The sequence below is a fragment of the Kitasatospora sp. SolWspMP-SS2h genome (assembly GCF_003259315.1).
In the GTDB taxonomy this organism is placed as follows: domain Bacteria; phylum Actinomycetota; class Actinomycetes; order Streptomycetales; family Streptomycetaceae; genus Kitasatospora; species Kitasatospora fiedleri.
Window position 1 is genome coordinate 196,837 of record NZ_QLLT01000003.1, and the last position, 24,007, is coordinate 220,843.

At 75.5% G+C, this 24,007-nt stretch carries 20 protein-coding genes, 1 tRNA gene and 2 pseudogenes; 13 read left to right on the forward strand and 10 right to left on the reverse strand.

Annotated features, from left to right (window positions below; translation table 11 throughout):
* The first annotated feature begins 78 nt into the window (after window positions 1–78).
* Complete coding sequence (locus K353_RS05015) at window positions 79–435, forward strand: anti-sigma factor antagonist (RefSeq protein WP_158585340.1); 357 nt, start codon at window positions 79–81, stop codon at window positions 433–435.
* A 13-nt stretch (window positions 436–448) separates the two neighbouring features.
* Here the strand turns inward: K353_RS05015 and K353_RS05020 are convergent, their stop codons facing one another.
* Genes K353_RS05020 through K353_RS05030 form a run of 3 tightly spaced genes read right to left on the reverse strand, consistent with a single transcriptional unit; the run spans window position 449 to window position 3,941 of the window.
* The gene (locus K353_RS05020; RefSeq protein WP_111552339.1) at window positions 449–1,222 is read right to left on the reverse strand and encodes a phosphatase PAP2 family protein; all 774 of its coding nucleotides are present in this window, start codon (window positions 1,220–1,222) and stop codon (window positions 449–451) included.
* Entirely contained in the window at window positions 1,222–2,280 is a 1,059-nt protein-coding gene (locus K353_RS05025; RefSeq protein WP_111552340.1) for a YihY/virulence factor BrkB family protein, read from the reverse strand. The genes K353_RS05020 and K353_RS05025 overlap by 1 nt, the downstream gene beginning before the upstream one ends.
* Complete coding sequence (locus K353_RS05030; protein WP_111552341.1) at window positions 2,280–3,941, reverse strand: diacylglycerol kinase family protein; 1,662 nt, start codon at window positions 3,939–3,941, stop codon at window positions 2,280–2,282. The genes K353_RS05025 and K353_RS05030 overlap by 1 nt, the downstream gene beginning before the upstream one ends.
* Window positions 3,942–4,071: 130 nt before the next feature.
* Here K353_RS05030 and K353_RS05035 point away from each other — a divergent pair, with 130 nt between their 5' ends.
* From K353_RS05035 to K353_RS05045, 3 genes are all read left to right on the forward strand, one after another.
* The gene (locus K353_RS05035; RefSeq protein ID WP_199527989.1) at window positions 4,072–5,331 is read left to right on the forward strand and encodes a phosphatidylserine/phosphatidylglycerophosphate/cardiolipin synthase family protein; all 1,260 of its coding nucleotides are present in this window, start codon (window positions 4,072–4,074) and stop codon (window positions 5,329–5,331) included.
* Window positions 5,332–5,448: 117 nt separating this feature from the next.
* The gene (locus K353_RS05040) at window positions 5,449–5,718 is read left to right on the forward strand and encodes a hypothetical protein (protein ID WP_111552342.1); all 270 of its coding nucleotides are present in this window, start codon (window positions 5,449–5,451) and stop codon (window positions 5,716–5,718) included.
* Between the two features lie 62 nt (window positions 5,719–5,780).
* Window positions 5,781–6,584 carry a DUF1206 domain-containing protein gene (locus K353_RS05045; RefSeq protein ID WP_111552343.1) on the forward strand — a complete coding sequence of 268 codons (804 nt, stop codon included), beginning with the start codon at window positions 5,781–5,783 and terminating at the stop codon, window positions 6,582–6,584.
* A gap of 96 nt (window positions 6,585–6,680) precedes the next feature.
* Here the strand turns inward: K353_RS05045 and K353_RS05050 are convergent, their stop codons facing one another.
* Both K353_RS05050 and K353_RS05055 read right to left on the reverse strand, forming a co-directional pair.
* Complete coding sequence (locus K353_RS05050) at window positions 6,681–8,243, reverse strand: SulP family inorganic anion transporter (protein WP_199528003.1); 1,563 nt, start codon at window positions 8,241–8,243, stop codon at window positions 6,681–6,683.
* 308 nt (window positions 8,244–8,551) lie between these two features.
* The gene (locus K353_RS05055) at window positions 8,552–8,911 is read right to left on the reverse strand and encodes a hypothetical protein (protein WP_111552344.1); all 360 of its coding nucleotides are present in this window, start codon (window positions 8,909–8,911) and stop codon (window positions 8,552–8,554) included.
* Between the two features lie 319 nt (window positions 8,912–9,230).
* Between K353_RS05055 and K353_RS05060 the strand changes: the two genes are divergently transcribed.
* Entirely contained in the window at window positions 9,231–10,454 is a 1,224-nt protein-coding gene (locus K353_RS05060; RefSeq protein ID WP_111552345.1) for a PP2C family protein-serine/threonine phosphatase, read from the forward strand.
* Between the two features lie 22 nt (window positions 10,455–10,476).
* Here K353_RS05060 and ligD read toward each other — a convergent pair whose 3' ends face one another.
* Window positions 10,477–11,376, reverse strand: coding sequence for a non-homologous end-joining DNA ligase (gene ligD, locus K353_RS05065; RefSeq protein ID WP_111552346.1), 900 nt, complete (start codon window positions 11,374–11,376; stop codon window positions 10,477–10,479).
* A 252-nt stretch (window positions 11,377–11,628) separates the two neighbouring features.
* Between ligD and K353_RS05070 the strand changes: the two genes are divergently transcribed.
* The 5 genes from K353_RS05070 (at window position 11,629) to K353_RS05095 (ending at window position 16,613) form a co-directional block, all read left to right on the forward strand.
* Window positions 11,629–12,801 carry a Ku protein gene (locus K353_RS05070; RefSeq protein ID WP_111552347.1) on the forward strand — a complete coding sequence of 391 codons (1,173 nt, stop codon included), beginning with the start codon at window positions 11,629–11,631 and terminating at the stop codon, window positions 12,799–12,801.
* 152 nt (window positions 12,802–12,953) lie between these two features.
* On the forward strand, window positions 12,954–13,229 hold the full coding sequence (locus K353_RS05075; RefSeq protein ID WP_111552348.1) for a DUF6479 family protein: 276 nt from the start codon (window positions 12,954–12,956) through the stop codon (window positions 13,227–13,229).
* 610 nt (window positions 13,230–13,839) lie between these two features.
* A complete protein-coding gene (locus K353_RS05085) occupies window positions 13,840–15,072 on the forward strand; it encodes a PP2C family protein-serine/threonine phosphatase (protein WP_111552506.1) in 1,233 nt (410 codons plus the stop codon).
* A gap of 341 nt (window positions 15,073–15,413) precedes the next feature.
* Entirely contained in the window at window positions 15,414–16,127 is a 714-nt protein-coding gene (locus K353_RS05090; RefSeq protein ID WP_111552350.1) for a hypothetical protein, read from the forward strand.
* 123 nt (window positions 16,128–16,250) lie between these two features.
* Window positions 16,251–16,613 carry a VOC family protein gene (locus K353_RS05095; protein WP_111552351.1) on the forward strand — a complete coding sequence of 121 codons (363 nt, stop codon included), beginning with the start codon at window positions 16,251–16,253 and terminating at the stop codon, window positions 16,611–16,613.
* A gap of 2 nt (window positions 16,614–16,615) precedes the next feature.
* Here K353_RS05095 and K353_RS05100 read toward each other — a convergent pair.
* Window positions 16,616–17,110 (reverse strand): annotated as a pseudogene (locus tag K353_RS05100) (transposase); the annotation flags it as partial.
* Between the two features lie 449 nt (window positions 17,111–17,559).
* Here K353_RS05100 and K353_RS05105 point away from each other — a divergent pair.
* The gene (locus tag K353_RS05105) at window positions 17,560–18,228 is read left to right on the forward strand and encodes a polysaccharide deacetylase family protein (protein ID WP_199527990.1); all 669 of its coding nucleotides are present in this window, start codon (window positions 17,560–17,562) and stop codon (window positions 18,226–18,228) included.
* A gap of 91 nt (window positions 18,229–18,319) precedes the next feature.
* Here the strand turns inward: K353_RS05105 and K353_RS05110 are convergent, their stop codons facing one another.
* The gene (locus tag K353_RS05110) at window positions 18,320–19,129 is read right to left on the reverse strand and encodes a hypothetical protein (RefSeq protein WP_146616397.1); all 810 of its coding nucleotides are present in this window, start codon (window positions 19,127–19,129) and stop codon (window positions 18,320–18,322) included.
* Between the two features lie 180 nt (window positions 19,130–19,309).
* On the opposite strand from K353_RS05110, the gene K353_RS05115 reads away from it, so the two are divergent.
* Window positions 19,310–19,380 (forward strand) — tRNA-Cys (locus K353_RS05115).
* 323 nt (window positions 19,381–19,703) lie between these two features.
* Here K353_RS05115 and K353_RS05120 read toward each other — a convergent pair.
* Window positions 19,704–20,549, reverse strand: a pseudogene (locus K353_RS05120) (IS5 family transposase).
* Between the two features lie 45 nt (window positions 20,550–20,594).
* Window positions 20,595–22,763, reverse strand: coding sequence for a catalase (locus K353_RS05125; protein WP_111552508.1), 2,169 nt, complete (start codon window positions 22,761–22,763; stop codon window positions 20,595–20,597).
* 276 nt (window positions 22,764–23,039) lie between these two features.
* Between K353_RS05125 and K353_RS05130 the strand changes: the two genes are divergently transcribed.
* Window positions 23,040–23,993, forward strand: a complete 954-nt coding sequence (locus K353_RS05130; protein ID WP_233533396.1) for an SDR family oxidoreductase — start codon at window positions 23,040–23,042, stop codon at window positions 23,991–23,993.
* Window positions 23,994–24,007: the final 14 nt, after the last annotated feature.

Consider the following 24,007-nt stretch of genomic DNA (forward strand, 5'->3'; position numbering starts at 1 on the left):
CCCGGCTCCCGCCGGCTCCCACCCGTTCCCGCCCGCTCCCCGTCCACCCGGAAGCCCCCTGCACCGTACGGAGCCCCCGTGCCCGAGTACGACCTGACCATCGAGGTCCGCACCCATCCCGTGGGGGCGACCGTCGTCGCGCTCGCGGGCGAGCTCGACTACCACACCGCGCCGCGCCTGCACCGGGCGGTGGAGCGGACCTCCGAGGCGCTGCCGCTGGTCCTGGACCTCGCGCTGCTGAGGTTCTGCGACTCGCTCGGCGTGGCCGAGCTGCTGTTCGCGTTCCGCCGCACCCGGGCGGCGGGCACCTCGCTCGCCCTGGTCGGCACCAGTGCCGACGTCGGGCGGCTGCTCACCATGACCGGCGTGGACCGGCTGCTGCCGAACCACGACACGGTCGACGCCGCCGTCGGCGCGCTCCGCCCGGGCGGCTGAGCCCCCGCCCCGGTCAGCCCTCGGGGCGGGCCGGGCCGCCCGCGGCCAGCTCCGGCTCCAGCCCCTCGCTGAGCGGCGGCGGGACCGGACGGCCGGTGTCGCGCCGCCAGCCCTCGAACGCCCAGGCGGTGGCGGCGACCAGGGCCACCCCGAGCAGCCAGCCGCCGAGCACGTCGCTGACCCAGTGCACCCCGAGCGCGACCCGGGTGAACCCCACCCCCAGCACGCTCAGCCCGGCCGCCGCCCGGGCCGCCCGCCGCCACCCCGGGCGCAGCGCCGGGGAGGACACGAGCAGCAGCACCGTGCAGCAGGTCGCCGCGGTCATCGCGTGCCCGGACGGGAACGAGAAGCCGGGCGCGTGCGCGACCGGATCGGGCAGCGACGGGCGGGCCCGGGCCACCGCCGCCTTCACCGCCCAGCCGATCAGCCCGGAGGCGGTCGTGGTGGCGGCGGCCCACACCGCCAGCCGCCAGGCCCGCCGCCACAGCAGCCAGCCGACGGCCGCCGCGACCAGCAGCCGCATCGTCAGCGGGTCCCACACCCCGTTGCTGAGGGCGCGCAGCACCGAGAGCACGGCCGGATGGTCGCGCACGACGGCGTGCAGCCGCTGCGCCGCGCCCGCGTCGAGCCGGTGCAGCGGCCCCCAGTGCGCCTCGATCAGCACCAGCAGCAGCGCGGTCGGCACCGCGGCCACTGCGGACGCGCCGACGGCGGCGAGCAGCCGCTCGCCCAGGCGCAGGTCGGCGTCGCGCAGCTTGCGGTGGAGGAGGGTGGGGCGGCGGATCACTACTGCGTCCTCTCGGGGCCGACGGGCGGGGCGGGCGACGGGTCGGCGTCGGGGTCGGGGGTGGGAGCGGGGACGGGGGCGGGCGACGGGTCGGCGGTCCGCGGTTCGGCGGCCGGCGACTCGGCGGCCAGCGGGTCGGGCAGGACCGGGCCGGGCCGGCCGGTGCGGTCGGCCTCCAGCTGGGCGGCGAAGGAGAGGCCGAGGAACAGTGCGATCGCCGTCAGGTACGCCCACACCAGCAGCGAGAACACCGCGCTGAGCGGGCCGTAGACGGCGTCGAAGGAGCCGCTCAGGCGCAGGTAGAGGCTGAGCAGCCAGGTCGCCGCCAGCCAGAGCACCAGGTGGACGCCCGCGCCGAACGCCAGCCAGCTGTAGCCGGGCTGGCGGCGGCGGGGGGCCCGGCGGAAGATCACGGCCGCCGCGGCGAGGGTGAGCACCACGCCGACCGGCCAGCGCAGCAGGGTCCAGGCGGCGGCGGTGCCCGGGCCCAGGCCGAAGACCTCGTCCGCGGCGGCGGCGACCTGCGGCCCGGCCACCAGGACCAGGAAGCCGACGCCCAGCGGCAGGCCCGCGCCCGCCGCCATCAGCAGGCTGCGCCCGTACTTGCGGTCGAACGGCCGGTCCCGTTCGATGCCGTAGATCCGGTTCGCCCCGCGTTCGATCTGGGACATCGCGGTCACCAGGTTGGCCACCGCGAACAGCGCGCCGAACCAGAGCGCGACGGTGCCGCCGTCGCGGTGCCGGCTGCGGTCGAGTACCTCGCTGACCAGGCCCGCGCTGGACGCCGGGACCATCCGCTGGATGCTCGCCGCGACCAGCTGTCCGACCGGCCCGCCGTGCAGCGAGGAGGCCAGTCCGACCACCGCGATCGCGAACGGCACCAGGGCCAGCACCACCTGGAAGGCCAGCGCCCGGGCGTGGCTGAACCCGTCCGCGTACCGGAACCGCACGAAGGCGTCCCGGGCGAGCGGCCACCAGGACTGCCGGCGCAAGGCCACCACGGCCTCGTCCGCGGAGAGGTGCTCCCGGCCGGGCCTGACCCGGCTGGCCGTGCCCATCAGGCCACTTCCCGCCGGGCGGCGAGGGCGCCCGCCGCCGGGTGGACGGGGGCCGCGAGGGCGGCCGTCCCGGGGGCGGTCTCCGGGGCGGCGGCGGGGACGCGGACCAGCAGGGCGTCCGGCCGGACGGTCAGGGTGAGGGTGCGGCCGTCGCCCACCGGGTCGCCGTCGCACTCGCGCGGCTGGGCGCGCTCGGCGGTGAGGGCGATGCGGCGGCCCCGGAAGTGTTCGAGCGGGGCGGCCGGGCCGGGGCGGTGGGCGCCGGTGAGCAGGGCGTGCACGGCCCGCCCCCAGCCGCTCGGCCCGTGCGGCTGGACCAGGACCAGGTCGAGCAGCCCGTCGTCGGGCTCGGCGTCGGGCAGCAGCCGGACGCCGCCCTGGAGGGAGCCGACGTTGCCGACGACGGCGCCCCGCACCTGGCGGCGCACCGGCTCGGCGTCGTCCACGGCGACGGTCAGGGTGAAGTGCCGGTCGCCCAGGTGCCGGGCGGCGGCGAGCACGTAGGCGGGCCAGCCGAGGCGGCGCTTGAGGGTGCGGCCGGTGTCGGCCATCACGGCGGCGTCCAGTCCCATCCCGGCCATGGTCGCGGCGGCGCGGGCGGGCAGGTCGTCGCCCTCGGCCCGCATCAGGTCGATCGGGCGGGTGCGGCCGGCCAGGGCGGCGTCCAGCGCGGCCTCGGGGTCGGTCGGCAGGCCGAGGTTGCGGGCCAGCAGGTTGCCGGTGCCGCAGGGGACGACCGCCAGGGTCGCGCCGGTGCCGGCCAGGACTTCGGCGCAGGCCGTCACGGTGCCGTCGCCGCCGCAGGCCGCCACCAGCCGGGCGCCGTCGGCGAGGGCCCGCCGGGCGGCGGCCCGGCCGCAGTCCTCGGCCTCGCCGGGCAGCAGCAGGGGCGGCCGGTGGCCGTGCGCGGTCAGCACGGCGGAGAGGCGGCGCAGCAGGGCGTCGTCCACCGAGAGCGGGTTGTAGACCAGCGCGACCCGCAGCGGGGCGTCGGGGGCCGGGGCGGCCGGGGCGGCCGGTGTCCGGCGGGCGGGCAGCGCGCGGTGCACCACCCACAGGGCGGCCGCACCGTTGAGCGCGCCGGCCAGCACGTCGGTGGGGTGGTGCATGCCCCGGTAGAGCCGGCTGGCCGCCACCAGGACCGGTACCGCCCAGGCCAGCGCGCACAGCACGACCCGCCACCGGCCGCGCAGCAGGTGCAGCGCGAGCAGGCCGAGGCCGCCGTACAGCGCGGTGGCCGCCCCGACGTGCCCGGACGGGAAGCTGGAGGTGGGCAGCGAGCCGTCCAGCCGGGCGACGTCCGGCCGGGCCCGGTCCACCACGTGGGCGGCGGTCACGAACAGCGTCGCCTGGAGCGCCACCGCGCCCGCGAGCAGCACCGCCGGGCGCCACCGGCGCCCGAGCAGCAGCAGGAGCGCGGCGACCGCCGTCACCGTCACGATCGCGGGGGTGAAGGCGAGCGCGGACAGCCAGGAGCTGGCCGTGGTCAGCGCGTCGGTGCGGTGCCCGGCCAGCCAGGAGACCAGCCCGTTCTCGCCCGGGTCCCACCAGCCCTGCGGCGGATGGGTGATCAGCAGGCCCACGGCCACCAGGGCCGTCAACTGGCCGACCACCGCGGCCAGTACCCCGAGCGGTGCGACCCGCCCCTGTGTCCTCGTCATGGGACCCGTGTCCCCCGGTCTGCGGTTTTCATCCCCGCTTTACATCCCCGACCGGTCCGACCAGGCGTCGATCGCCGCGCAGCGGGTAACCGAGCGCCCGCCACAGCACCGCCCCGGACGGAGGGACCCCATGACCACCGAGATCGCGCCCGAGCCCACCCCGGCACCCGCCGGGCCCGCGCTCGCGGCCGTCCCCGGACCTTCGCTCACCGCCGTCCCCGCGTCGCTACCCTCCGACCGCGGCCAGGTGCTGCGCCGCCGGCTGGAAGGGCTGCTGGGCATCGCCGCGACCGAGGGCAACCTGCTGACCCCGCTACGCAACGGCGACGAGATCTTCCCCGCCATGCTGGAGGCCGTCGACGGGGCGCGGCGGACGGTCGACCTGATGACCTTCGTCTACTGGCGCGGCGACATCGCCCGGACCTTCGCCCGGGCGCTGGCCCGCAAGGCCGCGGAGGGCGTCCGGGTGCGGCTGCTGCTGGACGGCTTCGGCAGCCGGCTGATCGAACCGGACCTGATCGAGCTGATGGAGGGGTGCGGCGTCCAGATCTCCTGGTTCCGGCGCCCGGTGCGGCTGTCGCCCTTCAAGCAGAACCACCGCTGCCACCGCAAGGTCCTGGTGGTGGACGGCCGGACGGCGTTCACCGGCGGCGTCGGGATCGCCGAGGAGTGGTGCGGCGACGCCCGGCACCCGGGCGAGTGGCGCGACACCCACGTCCGGGTGGTCGGGCCCGCCGTGGACGGCATCGCCGCCGCCTTCGCGCAGAACTGGGCCGAGTGCGCCCCCGGCACGCTGTACGACGCGGCGGACCGGTTCGAGGAGCACGAGCAGCCGGGCGACTCGGTGGTCCAGGTGGTGCGGGGTTCGGCCGCCGTCGGCTGGCAGGACCTGCAGACCCTGATGCGGGTGGTGATCTCCTCCGCCGAGCGGCGGCTGCGCCTGGCGACCGCGTACTTCGCGCCCGACGACTACTTCGTCGGCCTGCTCTGCGACGCGGCCCGCCGGGGCGTCGCGGTCGACCTGCTGGTGCCGGGGCGGCACACCGACAAGCGGGTGTGCCAGCTGGCGGGCGAGCGGCACTTCGGCCGGATGACCGCCGCCGGTGTCACGGTCTGGCGGTACGGGCCGACGATGATGCACGCCAAGGTGCTGACCGTGGACGGGACGGCGGCCGTGGTCGGCTCGGCGAACTTCAACCGGCGCTCGCTCGACCACGACGAGGAGGTGGTGCTGGCCGTGGTGGACCCGGAGTTCACCGCCGCCCTGGACCGGCACTTCGACGAGGACCTGACCCGCAGCGAGGCCGTCGTCCCGGAGCGCTGGCACCGCCGCGGCCCGGGCCGGCGGGCCCTGGAGGCGGCCACCGCCCCGATCCGGCACTTCCTCTGACGCCCCGGCCGGCCGACGGCGCCGAGTCGGCCGACGACGCCCGCGCGACGCCCGGAATCACGAACTCGCTTGCCGCGCAACCGGTTTGGAAAAATCCTGCCGGGCAAAGCGACGACCATGAGACGCATCACTTCGGTCATATCCGTTCTGGCCCACGCCGTTGCGGCCGTCCTGGTCATCTGGATCCTGCTGGACCTCTTCAAGGCCAACCAGGGGAACTCCGTCGTCAGTTGGTTCCACGACGCCGCCGACTGGCTGTCGGGCTGGTCCCGCGGCCTGTTCAACGTGTCGAACCACACCGGCCAGGTCCTGCTCGACTACGGCCTGCCCGCCCTGGTCTACGTCGTCCTCGGCAACCTCGTCACCCGCGCCCGCGCCCTCGACTGAACCGGCCCGCGGCGATCGTCAGAGCAGTGGAGCGCAGGAAGAGCGACGGAGGAGAACGGCACATGGAAGCGAACAAGCCCGAGGGCGGCTCGGTGGACCGGGTGACGACGGTCGCCGGCCGGGTGGGTTTCGTGGCCCGGGGCGTGGTGTACGCCCTGGTCGGAGTACTGGCGCTGCGGATCGCGTTCGGGTCCGGCGGCGAGGACGCCGACCGGCAGGGGGCCCTGCACCAGGTGGCGATGCGGCCGTTCGGCGAGGTGCTGCTGTGGGCACTGGCCGTCGGCTTCGTCGGGATGGCGCTGTGGCGGGCCTCGACGGCGGTGTTCGGCGAGGCCGGGCAGAAGAAGACCGGCTCCCGGCTGCTGTCGGCGGGTCGGGCCGTCTTCTACGCCTCGGTGGCCTGGGGAACGGCCTCGTACGCGGCGGGCTCCGGCGGCGGGTCCGACAGCGACTCCGCCTCCAAGGACTGGACGGCCACCGCGCTGGCCCAGCCCGGCGGGCGCTGGCTGGTGGGCGCCGTCGGCCTGGGGCTGGCCGCCGTGGGCACCGCCATCGCCGTGCGCGCCCTGCAGCGGCGCTTCCTGCGCAAGCTCGACACCTCGTCGATGAACCCGCGCACCCGCACCGCCGTGACCGGCACGGGCCTGTCCGGCAACGTGGCCCGCGGCAGCGTCTACGCCGCCGCCGGGGCCTTCGTCGTGGTGGCGGCCGTCCGCTTCGACGCGGACCGGGCCAAGGGCATGGACGACACCCTGCGCTCCTTCGCCTCCAGCGCGGCGGGCCCGTGGCTGCTCGCCGTGGTGGCCTGCGGCCTGGTCCTGTACGGCGTGTTCTCCTTCGCCTCCGCCCGCTGGCGGCGCTTCTGACCGTTGCCCATCCCGGGCAGGCCACGGGGCCCGGCGGTACGCAGGACGCGTACCGCCGGGCCCCGTCGTGTGTGGTGCCGGGCCGGTCGCGGCCGCTCAGGTCGCGACGGTGAGCGGGGGCTCCCAGCTGACGGTGGCGGGGTCGTCGGCGGCGTGGCGGGCGGCCCAGGTGAGCAGGGCGGTGCGGCAGGCGTGGTCGAGGTGGCGCAGGCCGGTCCAGTCGAGTTCGACGGCGCGGCCGACCGGGAGCGATTCCAGGGCGTCCAGCAGGCGCGGCAGGCGCAGGAAGGTGGCGTTGCCGCTGAGCCGCACCTTCAACGGCCCCCGGGCCCCGGTGCCGGTCCCGGCTTCGGCTCCGGCTTCAGTGTCGGTCCCGGCTTCGGTGTCGGTGTCGGTGTCGGTGAGGTCGATGTGCAGGTGGGAGGTCTGCCAGGCGCTCCGGGCCACCGCGAGGGCCACGCCGATCAGGACGCCCTCGAAGAGGGTGGTCAGCACGACGGCCCCGGTGGTGACGGCCAGCACCAGCAGTTCGCCGCGCTGGCCGCGCCACAGGGCGGCGGCCGGGCGCAGCGGGATCAGCTTGGCCCCGGCGTGGATCAGCACGCCGCCGAGCACCGCGAGCGGGATCAGCCCCAGGACGGCGGGCAGCAGCGCGGCGAACAGCAGCAGCCACAGCCCGTGCAGGACGCGGGACGCCTTGGTGCGGGCGCCCGCCTGGACGTTGGCGGCGCTGCGGACGATGACCGCGGTCATCGGGAGGGCGCCGAGCAGTCCGCACAGGGTGTTGCCGATGCCCTGGGCGGTGAGTTCGCGGTCGTAGTCGGTGCGCGGCCCGTGGTGCATCCGGTCGACGGCGGCGGCGCTGAACAGGCTCTCGGCGGAGGCGATCAGGGCGAACGCGAGGACGGTGCCGAGCCCGGCCGCGCCCGCGACCGCGGCGAAGCCGTCCGCGGTGGGGAGGGCGACCGCGCCGAGCAGGCCGTCCACCCGGACCCGGGGCACGTCCAGGCCGAACAGCGCGGTGGCCCCGGCGGCCAGGGCCACCGCGGCCAGCGGCGCGGGCACCGCCCGGACGGCGGCGGGCAGCTTCGGCCACACCACCAGCAGGGCGACCGTCGCGGCGCCCATCAGCAGGGCGGTGGTCGCGGCCCGGCCGGTGAACCAGTCGGCGGCCAGCGCGGGCAGGTGGAGGATCTTCCCGCCGCCGCTGCCGGGGGCGGTGCGCCCGGAGACGGCGTAGAGCTGGCCGAGGATCAGGATCAGTCCGATGCCGGCCAGCATGCCGTGCACGACGGACAGCGAGATCGCCCGGAACCAGCGGCCGGTGCGCAGCAGCCCCATGGCGATCTGGAGCAGGCCGGCGGCCAGCACGAGCACGCCGAGCGAGCCGAGGCCGAAGCGCTGGACGGCGTCGAAGACGAGGACGGTCAGGCCGGCCGCCGGGCCGCTGACCTGGAGGCTGCTGCCGGGCAGCAGGCCCACCACGAGGCCGCCGACGATGCCGGTGACCAGCCCGCGTTCGGCGGGCGCGCCGGAGGCGACGGCGATGCCGACGCAGAGCGGGACGGCGACCAGGAAGACCACCAGCGAGGCGGGCAGGTCCTGGCGCCAGTGCGCGAGCGCCCCGCGCAGGGCGGCGGCGCGGCCGGGGTCGGACAGGGCGGCGGCGCGGCCGGACGGCGAGGTGCGGCCGGGCGACGGGGTGCGGTCGGGGTCGGGGCCGGGCGGCGGGGTGCGGTGCGGAGTGGTGTTCACAGCGCTCGGGCCTCTCCGGTCGGAAGGACGCGGGCGTGGTGGTGCACGGACGGTCGCATCGGGGTTCTCCTTCCGCCCGCCCGGCGTCGGCCGGACGGGGGGTGCTGTCGGTGGGCAGCGGAGCGTGCCGACGGGTCGTCACAGCGACCGGGCGGCCCCGGGTTCGGGGGCGCGCCGGTGTCCGGACCGTCGCCGTCGGCTCGCGGGCCCGCTCAGCAGCGGAACACCTGGAGGCGCGCGAGCGCGGCCGGTCTGGACCCGCCGGCGGTCGTCGGGGCGGGGTGCGCGGGGGCGGTGGTGGGGTCGGGGGCGGTCTCCTCCCCCGGCCGGGCCGGGGGACGGGCGGGCGGGCCGCCGTTCACCCGGTGCCGGCCGGCGGACCGGCCTGCCGGGGCCGGGGCCTCCTGGTGGGGCGCGCCCTCCAGGTGCTCCTCCGCGACGGTCGCGGTCGCCGCGCGGGGTGCCCGGGCCTGGGCCGGGGGCCCGGCGGTGAGGACGGTGAGCACGGCCGCGAGGACGGCGGCCAGCAGCACGGCGAGGCAGCCGCCCCGCGCCCTCCCCCGTCCGGTCATCCCCGCCTCCCCCGGCGTCCGCCCGGCCCGGTCGCCGCGCGGTTCCAGCTTACGTACGGAACGTCACCGCGTAAGGGGTTTCGGAGATTCAACGGCGAGTAAAACCCGCTGGTAGAACGGAATATGACGATCCGTCGAACAGTTCGGACACGGACCCCGGTCCGCGCGGGCGCTCACCCTGCGTGGCACGCGGCGGCGCACACCGGCGCACGCACGCCGACGCGCCCCGGCGGTCCGCCCCGGCGGTGCGTGGCGTTCCGCCCGGGAGGCGGGCAGGCTGGACAGGTGCGGGGGCGGACGGGAGCGGAGGTGACGGGCGATGGGCCGTGACGAGCGGGACGCGGCCGGGGCCGTGGTGCTCGGGCTGCTGGAGGACTCCCACCGGGCCGGGCCCCGGGACCTGCCGGGGCTGCTCCAGGACGCGGCCCGGCGGCTCGGCCTCACCGGCGCCTGGCTCTACCTGGCCGACGTGCAGGAGAAGCACCTGACCGCGCTGCCCGTCCCGCCGGAGGACCCGCGGGCCACCGGGCCGGCCGGCCCCGGGCTGCTGGACGTCGACAACTCGCTGGCCGGCCGCGCCTACCGCACCGAGCGGGTCTGCACCGGCGGCGGGCCCGGCCCGGACGCGGTGGGCTGGGTCCCGGTCGTGGACGGCATCGGGCGCCTCGGCGTCCTCCAGGTGACCGCGCCCGTGCTGGACGGGGCCCGGCTCGCCGCCGGCGGGGCGCTGGCCACCGCGGCGGGCCTGCTGGTCGCCGGGCAGGCGCCGTTCAGCGACCAGCTGGTGCGCACCGGCCGGCGCCGGCCGATGACCCTCCAGGCCGAACTCGTCCGGGCGTTCCTGCCGCCCCGGACGATCGGCAGCCGCCTGGTCACCTCCAGCGCCGTGCTGGAGCCCGCCTACGACATCGGCGGCGACGCCTTCGACCACAACCTGGCCGGGAACCGCCTGCACCTGACCCTGGTCGACGCGATGGGCCACGACCTGGCCTCCGGCGGGTGCAGCGCCGTCGCCGTGGCCGCCTGCCGCTCCACCCGCCGGGCCGGCGGCACCCTCACTGACATCGCCGGGGCGATCGACGACGCGCTCACCCGGTGGATCCCGGACCGGCTGCTGACCTGCGTGATCGCCGACCTCGACCTGGTCACCGGAGTGCTGTCCTGGATCAACTGCGGCCACCCGACGCCCCTGCTGATCCGCCGGGGCCGGATCGTCGCCCGGGCCCTGGAGCGCCCCCCGCACCTGCCGCTCGGCCTCCCCGCCGGCCTGCCCCGCACCGCGCCCGCCGTCCACACCGCGCGGCTCGAACCCGGCGACCGCCTGCTGGTGCACTCCGACGGCGTGACGGAGGGCCGGGACGCGGCCGGGGCGCCGTTCGGCGAGGAGCGGCTGGTCGACGTGGTCTCCCGGGCGATGGCCGACGGCCTGCCCGCCCCCGAGGCGCTGCGCCGGCTGGTGCGGCGGCTCACCGCGCACCAGGGCGACCGGCTGCGGGACGACGCCACCGTCCTGCTGGTCGCCTGGCACCCCGGCGGCGCCTGAGCCGCCCCGCCCGCCTCCGGCGTCAGAGCCCCTCCAGCCGTCGGCGCGCCGGTCCCAGCGAGCGGCTGCGGGCGGCGGGCCGCCACGGGTCCGGGGCCAGCAGGCGTTCGGCGAGGGTGGCGGCGGTCCAGCGGCGCGGGGTGAGGGCGGGGTCGTCCAGTTCGTCCCAGCCCAGCGGGGTGGCGACCGGCGCGCCGGGCAGGGCGCGGACGGCGTAGGGGGTGACGGCGGTCTGGCCGTAGCCGTTGCGCTGGACGTCGAGGTAGAGCCGTCCCCGCCGGGCCGCCTTGCGGGCCTCGGTGGTGAGCAGGTCGGGGTGCCGCCGGGCCAGCAGGTCGGCCGCGTCCCGGGCGAAGGCCCGGACCTCGTCGAACGGGGCGCGGCGGTCGAGCCGGACCAGGACGTGCAGGCCGCGCGAGCCGGTGGTCATCAGGTCGGCGGGGAGGGCGAGTTCGTCCAGCAGGCCGCGCAGCGCGCGGGCGGCGGCCCGGACCGGTTCGAAGTCCTCGCCCGACGGGTCGAGGTCGAAGACCAGCAGGTCGGGGTGGTCGGGCCGGTCGGCCCGGGAGAGCCAGCGGTGCGGGGTGACGCAGGCCTGGCCGACCAGGTAGAGCAGGGTGGCCAGGTCGTCGCAGACCGGGTAGTCGACGGTGCCGCCCGCCTTGGGCAGCTCGCTGCGGTGGATCCACGCCGGGAAGTGCCCGGGGGTGTCCTTCTGCACGATCCGCGGGCCGTCGATGCCGTCGGGGTAGCGCTCCAGCATCAGCGGCCGGCCGCGCAGCTGCGGCAGGATGCGGCGGGCGACGCGGCGGTAGTGCGCGGCCAGGTCGGCCTTGGTGAGGCCGTCGGCCGGGAACAGTTCCTTGTCGGCCCGCCTGAGCTGGATGATCCGCCCGCTCGCCCGGATCTCGGCGGTGGTCATGGCGCACCCCGTTCCCGGCCCGCCGGGGGCGGGCCGTCCGTGCTCGCGCGGGCCCGGGCGCGGCGGTCCGCGACCGCCCCGGGCCGGGCCGGCGCCGGTGCGCCCGCGTCTACCCCGCCGGGGCGGGCCCGACACCCGCGGGGTCGGCGGCCCGGGTGTGGGGCGGGCCGGATCGGGCAGCCGCGCGGCGGAGGACGGACGGCCCCGGGCCGCGCGACAGCGGCACCGGGACGGCGGAGGAAGGTGAGCACGATGGCCAGACCGCTCTGGAAGGGAACGCTGACGTTCGGGCTGGTGAGCCTGCCGGTGGCGCTGTACCCGGCGACCGAGTCGCACGCGGTGCGCTTCCACCAGTTGCAGCGCGGCACCACCGACCGGATCCGCCAGCGGCGGGTGAACGAGCGCACCGGCGAGGAGGTGCCGTTCGAGGACGTCGTCAAGGGCTACGAGATCGCCGAGGGGCAGTACGTCGTCGTGGAGCCCGCCGAGCTGGAGGAGATCTCCCCGGGCCGCTCGCGCACCATCGAGATCAGCGGTTTCGCCGACCTGGCGGAGATCGACCCGGTCTTCTTCGACCGGACGTACTACCTCGGCCCCGGCGACCCGGGGACCGCGAAGGTCTACCAGCTCCTGGTCGAGGCGCTCGGCCACTCCGGCCGGGCCGGGATCGCCGTGTTCGCGATGCGCGGCAAGGAGTACCTGACCGCGGTCGACTCCGTCGACGGGCTGCTCGAACTGCGCACCATGCACTGGGCCGACGAGCTGCGCGACCCGCACCGGGAGGTCGCCGACCTGCCCGCCCGGCGCCGGGACTTCCACCGCACCGAGCTGGCCACCGCCGAGCAGCTCATCGACATGCTCGCCGTCGACTGGGACCCGGAGGACTACCACGACAGCTACGAGGAGCAGGTCAGGGCGCTGGTCGAGGCCAAGGCGGCGGGCCGGGAGATCGCCCTGTCCGCGGGCGCGCAGCCCGCGCCCACCGACCTCTCCGAGCTGATGGACGTCCTGCGCCGCAGCCTGGACGAGGCCCGCGCGAAGGCGGGCGGCACCCCCCGGAAGGGTGCCGGGGGCCGCGCCCCGGCCCGCGGCGGCGGCGGGGGCGGCGGGGGCGGCGGCCGGGCGAAGGCGGCGCGGCCGGTGCGGGCGGTACGGGCGGCGGAACCGGCGAAGACCGGGAGACCGACGAAGGCCCGGAAACCGGCGGAAGCCCGGAAACCGGCGGAGGCGACGGCACCGGAGCGGGACGGCACGCCGGGGAAGGCCGCGGCGGTGGAGGACCTCGCCTCGCTCAGCAAGGCCGAGCTCTACCGGCGGGCCGCCGCGCTCGGGGTCCCGCACCGGTCCACCATGACGCGCGAGCAGCTCCAGTACGCGCTCAGGGCCGCCGCCCGCCCCCGCCGGAACCTGAAGCGGGCCTCCTGAGCGGAGGCGGACCCCGGGGCCTCCCCGCTGGGCCGTTCGGGGTGACCTGCCGGTATCCGGGCCGGCCGGGCGTTCATCCCGGTTCGTCCGGGTAGACGCCCGGCGGCGCGGGTCCGCACGGGCGGGTCCGCCGGAGCGAGAAGGAGCAGACCATGCAGGTCACGGCGGTCGATACGGTACTGGCGGCGGAGTCGAGCGGCCCGTCCCTCCTGGTGGTGGTCATTCCGGCGGTGATCATCGTGGGCCTGCTGATCGGCGCCTTCGTCTGGGGCAGCCGCCGGCGGAACCGCGAGCGTCCCCCGGCGTCCCCCGGCCCGGCCGCCGGGCGGGCCGACTCCTGGAGCACCCCGCAGGACGGCGGCCCGGACCCGGACCACCCCGAACCCACCGCTCCCCCGCGCGGCAGCGACAACCCGTACGGGCGCTGACCCCGGCGGACCAGGCCCGGGCCTCCCGGCCGGAGGCGACGACCCCGCCGGCGGCCCGTCGAGGTCCGGAATGTCGGGCATACGTGCGACGCGTTCGGAGGCTTCCGGCGATCCGGGAGGAGGTCAGCGGTGGTGGTGCTCCGTCCCGGGATGATGGCGGGCCACGTGCTCGGCGGTCTTCCGGCGGGAGCGGAACCGCGTCCTGCGGGCCGGCCGCACCCGGGCGGTGGCCGACGGGCGGCGGATCGGCCCGTTCGAGCGGCAGGAGCGCCGGCCGGCCGAGGCGTCCGCGCTCCGCTCGGGCGCGCTGTGGCCAGTGGCGCGGCCGGCCCCGCTGCTGCACCGCCCGGTCGGCACAGTGGCGCTGGATCGCGGGCGCGCCGGGCACGCCGGCGGCGCCCTGCGGCCGGACCCGCCGGAGGTGGCCGCCCGGATCGACGGGCTCGAACGCGAGCTGCTGCCGGGCCCGTGCCCCGGCCCCGGTCCCGTCCCCGCCGGGGCGGGGAGCCGGGCGGGCGGCGACCTCCCCTCGTACGGCCCCCGGCCCCCGTCCGTCACGCGCGGGCGCGCCGGAGCGGCGGGGGCCCGGTCCCCGCGATAGGTGTGGGAGATGCCTGAACGGACCCCGCCGCTGAACCTCGGCGAACAGCTGCTGGAGCAGTTCCTGACCGCCGGCCGCACCCTCGACCCGCGGGACGCGCCCCGTTTCGCCGAGCAGTACACCCGGGCGCTCGGCCTCGGTTCGGTTGCCGTGTACCTGGCCGACATCCAGCAGCACCGCCTGGTCCCCCTGGCCGGGGGCCTGGACCTGCCGATCGACGGCACGCTGGCGGGGTGGGCGTTCCGGACGGGTTCGCTGCGGGTGGCCGAGGACACCGGGTCGGGCCTGGTGGCCTGGTTCCCGCTCACCGACGGGGCCGAGCGGCTGGGCGTGCTGGGGCTGCGCACCACCTCCCTGGACCGGGACGCGATCCGGCGCTGCCGGCTGCTGACCTCGGTGCTCGCCATGGTGATCACCTCCAAGCGCGACACCAGCGACAGTTACGCGCACGGCACCCGGGCGGACACCATGAGCCTGCCGTCCGAGATGCTCCGGGCCTTCCTGCCGCCGCGCACCGTCTGCACCGACCGGGCGGTCTCCACCGCGGTCCTCGAACCGGCATACCGGCTGGGCGGGGACGCGTTCGAGCACTCGCTGGCCGACGGGGTGCTGCACGCCGCCGTGCTGGACGCGATGGGCCACGACCTCGCCTCCGGCCTGACCGCCGCACTGGCGCTGGCCGCCTGCCGCAACGCGCGCCGCAACGGCGCCGACCTGCCCGACCTGGTCGACACCATCGACGGGGCCCTGCACGACTGGTTCCCGGACCGCTTCGCGACCGGCGTGTTCCTGCGCCTGGACATCGCCACCGGCACCCTGCACTGGGCCAACTGCGGGCACCCGCACCCGCTGCTGATCCGCTCCGGCGAGGTGGTCGCGGGGGCGCTGGAAGGCCCGGGCGAACTGCCCCTGGGGCTGAGCCACTACACCGACCGGCCCCGGACGGTGCGGACCGTCTCGCTCCGGCCGGGCGACCGGCTGCTGATCTACACCGACGGGGTGGTGGACGCCAAGGGGGGCCACCACGAGTTCTTCGGCCTGGAGCGGTTCACCGACTTCGTGATCCGGGCCGCCGCCGCCGGGGAGACCGCCCCGGAGACGCTGCGCCGGCTGATGCACGCCATCCTGGAGCACCAGGACGAGCAGGGCCTCACCGACGACGCCACCATCATGATGATCGAGTGGCAGCCGCCCATCCCGCCGCTGCTGGACGACACCCGCCCCCGCGCCTCCACCTGGTGACCCGCCCCCGCCGAGCCCGTCCCGAGCCCCGGGCACGCCGGAGGGTACGGAGGCCGTCCGCCTCCGTCCCCTCCGCTGCGCGCCGGTACCGCGGTTCCGCGGTTCCGCAGTTCCGCTACCAGCGGTACCGGCGTCCGCGACCGCCGGTCGCGTGGGCCCCGCGGGCGAGGAGCAGGGCCAAGAGGAGCGGGACCGCGTGCTGCCCTCTTCCGCGTCGTTCCGTCCGGGTTCGCCCCTCGCCCGCCCGGTCAGGTCGGACGGCCGGTCGGGTGGGCTTCTCCCGTTTGCACCACCGGTGGCACCTCTCTGCACCATAGTGGGCGCAAGGGAGTCAAAGCCGAGTGGGGGATCTGATGGTCGAGCAGGCGTATGTTCAGCCCACGGACGTGACCAACCCGACGGTCGCGAACTTGCAGGCCCGGATCGCGACAGCGATCGACAACAATCCCGCGCCCGGCACGGGGACCGTGCTCAACCGTGTCAAGTTCTGGCTGCAACTGCCGAAGGCCTCGATGTTCCACTCCGGCATGGTCGATGCGGACTGCGATCCTCGCAGCAAGGGCGTGGGGTCCGCGCTCAGCGCCCCGGCAGCCCGGTACGACTCCGCAGACCTGTCCGCCCCCGGAGACGTCGCGGCGAAGTGGGCCGGGATCAGCAGCGCCTTGCACGGCGACCGTGCAGTGACCCTCAAGGGCCCGACCGACCACGTGGGCGGGGAGAAGAGCCTGTTCAAGCAGGACAACGGCTCCGGTTTCCATGTGATCGTGCTCCTCGCCACCGGCAACGACAGCGGGCCCGGTGGACGCCCCTTCTTCCTCGTCTTCGACCCGGACGTCAGTGCCACCGACGCAGCCCGGAGGGCTTGGGTGACCAAGAAGACCAACGGCGACACCGTCGCGAAGGTATCGGCGCTCACCGAGGCAGAGGCCATCGCACAGATCAAGCTCATGCTGCTCGGCGCCCAAGGCGACGTGTTCGGCCCGCTGATCCGCAAGTACTACTTCGACACGGCGGCAGGGTTCCCCGCGATCCTCCGCGTCGGCACCGGGGACTAGCGCGGCATCAGGCAACGTTCGCCCCGTCGTGTTGCGTGGACTGCGCCTCTCCTGGGTTAACGGATGGCCGCGGCGTCTGTAGGGCCTCGGATAGGCTCAGGCATGCGATCTCGGACAGGCGGCATGTGGTGGGGAACGACGATCGAAGCGCCGGACCCCAGTGGCTTGGCGAAGTTCTATGCCGGACTCCTTGATTGGCACATCGGGCACGAAGAGCCGGGAACAGCCGTCGTGGCCGCCTCCCCGCAAGGACCGTTCCTCGTGTTCCAGCAGGCGGACGGCTACCAGGCTCCGGTGTGGCCACCTGCCGACGGCGACCAGCGCCCGATGATGCACTTCGACTTCCAGGTCGGCGACCTGGACTCAGCGGTCGCCGAGGCGGTCGCCCTGGGCGCCACCGTTGCGGAGTTCCAGCCGCAGGAAAACGTCCGGGTGCTCTTCGACCCGGCCGGCCACCCCTTCTGCCTGTGCCGTGACGGCGAATAGAGTCAGGCGACGTTCACCCTGCTGACCACGGTGCGAAGGCGCTGGTCGGCGGTGTGCTTGTTCCGCCGGATGATGTAGCGGCGGATCATGCTGCCCTGGGCTTTGCGGCTGGGGTGGTCGGTGCCGTCGAGCGCGACGTAGCGCAGGGCGGTGAACTGAGCCTCGATCCGGTTCAGCCAGGAGCTGTTGGTCGGGGTGTAGGCGATCTCGACGTCGTTCGCCGCGGCCCAGGTCCCGACCCGCTGGCACCGCTTGGTGGTCAGGTGGGGCGAGTGGTTGTCGCAGATGATCGCGATGCGCAGGTCCGCCGGGTGCAGCGAGCGCAGGTAGCGGCAGAACTCGAGGAACTTGGAGCGGTTCTTGGTCTTCTTGATGTGGCCGTAGAGCCGGTCCTTGGCGAGGTCGTAGGCGGCGGACAGGTGCCGCACCCCGTGAGGTCGGGTGGAGGTCGCGCGGCGGCGGGGTCTGGGCCCGCGGTCGGGGGTCCTCCCCGCACGAGCGAGGGTCAGCCGCAGCCCGGGGTAATCGACACCCTGCGGCAGTTGTCCTCCCCGCGCGAGCGGGGATGGTCCCGGCGTGAGACGTCCGTGAGACCTCCGTGCAACCTGCGCCCCGCGCCCCGCGGATGGTCCCCTCCCGAGGTCCACCTGCTGGCCAGCCGCGCGGACGTGCACAGTGCCATCGAGATACGCGTCGGTGGCGTCTGGGTGCTGGTGGACGTCACCTACGACCCGGACTCCCGTACGTGGAACCATTCGCATTCGGGTGAAGAATTGCTCGAACGAGGCCAATGGCTCAGGAATGCTCCGGGCGGGCTGCCAGACTGCGTTGTCCATCACCGTCCACCGGAAGAGCAATAACGGGAGCAGCCATGGACAAGGTCGACCAGGATTCCCCCACGCGCGTGCCGGGTCCGGTAGGCAGCGGTCCTTTTCCGTGGACATTGATGTACCACTCCGTGGCGCAGGACGGCGACGACCCCTACCTGATCACCGTGCACCCCCGGCGCTTTCGTCAGCAGATCCGCTGGCTCGCGGCGCGCGGCCTGCGCGGCGTGGGGGTCGGCGCGCTGGTGCGCGCCCACGCGCTGGGGCGGGCCCGCGGCCTGGTGGGGCTCAGCTTCGACGACGGCTACCGTGACTTCGCGGACCAGGTGGCCCCCGTCCTGGCGGAGTACGACTTCACGGCAACGGTGTACGTGGTGGCGGGCAAGCTCGGCGGCCACAACGACTGGGACTGCGAAGGGCCCCGCAAGCCGCTGATGACGCCCCGCCAGGTCCAGGAGGTCGCCGCGGCCGGCCTGGAGATCGGCTCCCACGGCCTGACCCACCGCCGGCTGGCGGGCCTCGGCCGGCGGGAGCTGGCGGCGCAGATCGTCGACAGCCGGGTCGCCCTGGAGGACGTGACGGGCGCCGAGGTCGAGGGCTTCTGCTACCCGTACGGCTCGTACGACCGGGCCGCCGCGGAGGCGGTGGCGGAGGCCGGCTACGGCTACGCGTGTGCCACCGGCCGCAGCGGCGGCAGCCGGCTCGCCCTGCCGCGCTGCTACGTGGGCGAGCGGGACGGGGCGGTCCGCTTGGCCGTCAAGCGCGGCTTGCACCGCTGGCGGAGCTGACCGGCGGGCGGCGGCGGCCCCGCGGCCGCCGGCCCCGCTCCGTCCTTCCTTGTCCGCGCCGCTCCCCGGCCGTTGTCGGCCAGGGAGCGGGTCACTGCTCCGGGGCGTCGGACAGGCGCAGCCAGGACTCGTGCCACAGCAGCGCGCACTGCCGGTCGCAGCCGGTCGCGGCCAGCGGCTCGCCGTCGCAGCGCAGCCCGGCCAGGGTGAACCAGCGCCCCCCTACCGGGCGCTGCCACCACGCCAGCGAACGATGGCTCACCTCGGCCGCGGCGAAGCGACCTCCGGCGTACCGCTCCATGCCGGGCTGGAAAGGGACGTCGTGGAGCCGGCCGCGCCCGTCCAGCGTCGCCCGGATGTCGGCGAGGCTGCGGACCGTCGCCCAGTGAAGGGCCGGGGCGGCGGTGGCGGGCGGCGCGGCGGCGGGCTCCACCCACTCGTCGCGGAACAACAGCGCGCAGTCGAGTCCGCACCCCTGCGAGCCGTCCGCGCCCTGGCAGGTGGCCCCGGTGAGGGTGATCGTGCCGGACAGCCGCCGGATCCGGTAGTGGTCGTCGACCATCCGCCGCACGACCCGTTCGACCTGGTGGACGCCGCCGCAGAACGACCACTGGCTACCGGTGAACCACAGGCCGCGGTGCCGGTCCTCGGCGTCCAGGGTGGTCCTGATCTCGGCAGCCTCCTTGATGCGGACCCAGTCGCCCTCGCGGTACCGGGACGGCCGCCCCGGGGCCGGGACCCCGACTCGGACCTGCCGTCGCTGCTCGTGGGCGATCCTCAGGCGCCGCACCACGCCCAGCGGGGGGAAGTCGCGCAGCGGGAGGCTCTTGTACTGACATCGGTCCTCCGCGCGGACCGCCGCGTCTCCGGACGGGGCGGTTCGGTAGTCCTCGGTGGTCATGGCGGACATCCCATCGGTCGGAATTTACCGAACCAGATTAGCGCTTTCCCCTTCCGGGCCGGGAGCGGGCACAATAGGCGTGACAATTATTTTTATCTGCCGAATGCGCTCCCCGGGGGAATTCCAGCCGCAGATTCACCGCGAGAATGCGCGAGGTGCAATACTTTTTCCGTCAGGCCCGGTGGAGTGGCCGAGAGGCGAGGCAGCGGCTTGCAGGGCCGCGCACGAAGGTTCGAATCCTTTCTCCACCTCATGGATACACCCCGCGTCGGGGCGGGTAGGCCGGTGGACGTGACGACGGACCGGATCGCGCAGTCGCAGGGTGAACGGACTCCCCGTCGGGCAGGAGGCGAACGGCGGTCCGGGTGGAACCCACCTGAGCGGCACGTCGGAGGCGGAGCAGCGGCCCGAGCAGGCCCGGGTCGCCCTGGCGGCCGGCCCCGACCCCGTCGGCGCGTCTCAACAGTCCACCCGCGTCCACGGACCGCGGTACCCAAGTGCCGCGCCGGGCAGGAGTTCCTCACGCGGGCGCCCGCCATCCTGGCCCGCAGGTCCAGGAGTCGTCTTCAAAGGGTCAGATCCAGAGCAGGATTGAGGCGATGGTCACGGCGGCTTGGAAGGATTCTCGGGTCTTGTCGCAGCGAGTCGCAAGGCCGCGCCACTGCTTGAGGCGGTTGAAGCAGCGTTCGACGACGTTGCGGAGCCGGTAGACCTCCCGGTCGAATCCGGGCGGGCGACCGCCGCGCCCACCTCGGTTCAGGCGGCCGAGAGCCTGGTCGACCCGCTCGGGAATGGTGTGCTTGATACCGCGTCCGCGCAGATAGGCGCGGATCTTGCGGAAGCCGTATCCCTTGTCGGCGATCACGTGGTCGGGTCCGTGGACGGCCAGGCCCGGTGCGCGGGACACGGATGTCGGCCAGGACGGCTTCCAGACGGGTGCAGTCGTTCACGTTGCCGCCGGTCAGGACGGAGCCGAGCGGCCGCCCTCTCCCGTCGCACGCCAGGTGCAGCTCGGTGCTCAGTCCGCCACGGGAGCGGCCGAGGGCGTGATCATCCGTTTCGTCCCCGCCGTCTGCCCCTTTTTGCGGCCGGCGGAGTGCTGGTGGGCCCGCACGACCGTGGAGTCGACCGACACCAGCCAGTCGATGTCCCCGGCGGCGTCCTTCTCCGCCCGGAGGGCCCGGAGCATGCGCGAGAACGCGCCGTCCAGAGCCCACCGACGGAACCGGGTGCACAGGGTCTGCCAGGAGCCGCACCGCTCGGGCACGTCCCGCCAGGACGTACCGGTCCGCAACTTCCACACGATCCCGTTCAGCACCACCCGGCCGTCCGACCGGGGCCGCCCCGCGCTCCCCGAACTCGGCAGCAACCGCGACAGAGCGACCCACTCGGCATCCGAAAGCTCATGACGACGCACCATGCCCGACATGATCCATCATCACTTGATCAGCTTTGAAGACGGACCCTAGACGGCGGGCGGCGGGAAGCGGTCCCAGACCCGGTAGTCGGCCAGCAGGTCCGCCAGCTCGCGCAGCACCTGGACCGGGTCGGTGCCCAGGACGACGCCGGGCCCGTCCGCGGGCAGGCCGGCCGCGGTGAGCGCGTCGCGGACGCCGCCCCAGCCGCCGATCGCCTTGGCGTGCCGCCAGGCTTCGCCGAGCAGCAGGGCCAGCCGCGGGTCGAGGGTGGCGTGCGGTCCGGCGGCGCGGGCGTCCCAGGCGGGGGCGGCGTCGGCGGCGGGGGCGGGGGCGCCGGCCAGCAGGACGGCGTCGAACTCGACCGAGCGGGCGGTGGCGAAGCTGCGCTGGACCTGCGCCGGGTCGCCTCCGGTGGGGGCGACCACCAGCGGCACCAGGTCGGCGGCGAGGGCGGCGCGGCGGACGGCGTCGAGTTCGGCGGGGTCGGTGTCCGGCCCGACGAGGATGCCGACGGTCCGTCCGGCGACCGGCCAGCTGCGGCCGAGCTGGGAGAGCGCCGGGCTGGGCGCGGTGTCCCCGAGGTGCGCGGAGCGCTGCGGCGCGGGCAGGCCGAGGGCGGCGGCGACCTCGGCGCAGAGCCGTCCGTCGATGTTGGCGAGGACCTGGAGGGCGCGCTCGCGGACGGCGGGCTCGGTGCACTTGCCGAGTTCGAAGCCGTAGGCGGCGATGATGTGCTCCTGCTCGACCGGCGTCATGCTGGTCCAGAAGAGCCGGGCCTGGCTGAAGTGGTCGTCGAAGCCGGCGGGGGCCTGGCGGACCTTGGTGGCCGCCGGGACGGGCTGCGGGTGCTCGATGAAGGCGTGCTGCTCGGCGCCGGCGAAGAACGGGCAGCCGCCGTCCAGCGAGTTGGGCTTGTAGGGGGCGACGCCGGTGTGCACGGCGTCCTGGTGGAAGCCGTCGCGCAGCATGTCGTTGACCGGGGCGTGGGTGCGGTTGATCGGGATCTGCGCGAAGTTGGGGCCGCCGAGCCGGGTGATCTGGGTGTCCAGGTAGGAGAAGAGCCGGCCGGACAGCAGCGGGTCGTCGGTGATGTCGATGCCGGGCACCAGGTGGCCGGGGTGGAAGGCGACCTGCTCGGTCTCGGCGAAGTAGTTGGTCGGGTTGGCGTCGAGGGTCATCAGGCCCAGCGGCTGCACCGGGACGAGCTCCTCGGGGACGATCTTCGTCGGGTCGAGCAGGTCGATGCCCTGGAAGGTCTGCTCGGGGCTGTCCGGCATGACCTGGACGCCGAGCTCCCACTGCGGGAACGCGCCGGCCTCGATGGCGTCGGCCAGGTCGCGCCGGTGGAAGTCGGGGTCGGTGCCCGCGATCAGCTGCGCCTCGTCCCAGGTGAGCGAGTGGACGCCGAGCTTGGGCTTCCAGTGCCACTTGACCAGGCTGGTGGACCCGTCGGCCGCCACCAGGCGGAAGGTGTGGATGCCGAAGCCCTCCATCGTCCGGTAGGAGCGCGGGATGCCCCGGTCGGACATGTTCCACAGGGTGTGGTGGGTGGCCTCGGTGTGCAGCGAGACGAAGTCCCAGAAGGTGTCGTGCGCGGACTGCGCCTGCGGGATCTCCCGGTCCGGGTGCGGCTTGCCCGCGTGGATGACGTCCGGGAACTTGATCGCGTCCTGGATGAAGAAGACCAGGATGTTGTTGCCGACCAGGTCGAAGACGCCCTCGTCGGTGTAGAACTTGGTCGCGAAGCCGCGGGTGTCGCGCACCGTGTCGGCGGAGCCGCGCGAGCCGAGCACGGTGGAGAACCGGACGAAGACGGGCGTGCGGGCGCCCTCCGCGAGGAAGCCGGCCCTGCTGGGCCCGGCGCCCGTGCCGTAGCTCTCGAACACGCCGTGCGCGGCGGCGCCGCGGGCGTGCACCACCCGCTCGGGGATCCGCTCGTGGTCGAAGTGGGTGATCTTCTCGCGCAGGTGGTGGTCCTGGAGCAGGACCGGGCCGCGCGGGCCGGCCTTCAGCGAGTGGTCGGAGTCCGGCAGCCGGGTGCCCTGCGCGGTGGTGAGGTACGCGCCGTCCTGGGCCCGCACGCCCGCCCCCTCGACCGGCCGGCCGGTGGCCGACAGCGGCGCGGGCGCGCCCTGGTCGGGCTTGGGCGGCAGCGGCTCGCGCGGCTCGGTGGGCTCGGCCACCGTCGGCTCGCCCGCGCTCGGCGCGCCGGGCAGGTCGGGGCGGGTGTCGTCGGCAGTCGTGGGTGTCCTTCCGGAGCGTGGACAGCGTGGACGTGGACGGAGCGTGGACGGGACGTGGGCACGCGCCCAGGCCCGGACCCGTGGAGCTGGGCTCCGGTCCGGTCCGCGCGGGGCGTCATCGGCCCGACCAACCGGTCGGGACCGGACGGAAACGGGTGAACGTCCCCAAACATCCCTTATCCCGCCGTTTCCGCTCCCGCACCTCGGGCAGGCGCGGCGCAGTCGGCTATCGAGGGAGAGGTGACGGCCGTGCAGCGGGTGGATTTCGCGGGCAAGGCGGCATTGGTGACCGGCGGGTCGCGCGGGTTGGGCCTGCTGATCGCGGAGGAGTTGGCCCGGCGCGGCTGCCGGGTCGCGGTGTGCGCCCGGGACGGCAGCGAACTGGCTTTCGCGGAGCGGAGGTTGGCGCGGCTGACGGACCGGCGGGCGGCGCTGGAGTGCGACCTGACCCAGCCGGGTGCGGGCCGGGCGGTGGCCGCGGAGGCGGCCGAACGGCTGGGGCGGCCCCTGGACCTGCTGGTGAACAACGCGGGGGTGATCCAGGTCGGCCCGCTGGCGGCGCTGGAGCAGGACGACTTCCGCCGCTCGTGGGACACCATGGTGGCCGCGCCGGTGGAGCTGGTGCTGGCGGTGCTGCCCGGGATGCGCGAGCGCGGCGGCGGCTCGGTGGTGAACATCGCCTCGATCGGCGGCCCGGTCCCGGCCCCGCACCTGCTGCCGTACGTGACGGCGAAGGCCGGGCTGGCGGCGTTCTCCCGCGGCCTGCGGGTGGAGCTGGCGGGCAGCGGGGTGCGGGTGACCACGGTGGTGCCGGGCCTGATGCGGACGGGCTCGCACCGGGCGGCCCGGTTCTCCGGGCAGGCGCCGCGGGAGTACGCGTGGTTCGGCGCGGCGGCGAGCACGCCGCTGCTGTCGACGGACGCGGGCCGGGCGGCGCGCCGGATCGTGCGGGCCGCCGAGGCGGGCCGGGCGGAGCTGGTGCTGACCCCGGCCGCGAAGCTCGCCGTCCGCCTCCAGGGGGTGGCCCCGGCGACCTTCGGGGCGCTGCTGGGCGCGGCGGGCCGGCTGCTGCCGGGCCCCGGGCGGGTCGCGGAGCACGACCTGTCGGGCCAGGCGGCGGCCGGGCGCACCGGGCGCCTGGTGCCGGTCCTCACCGCGCTCGGCGACCGGGCCGGGCGCAACGCCAACGAGCCGGGCAGCTGAGGGCACCGGCCGTC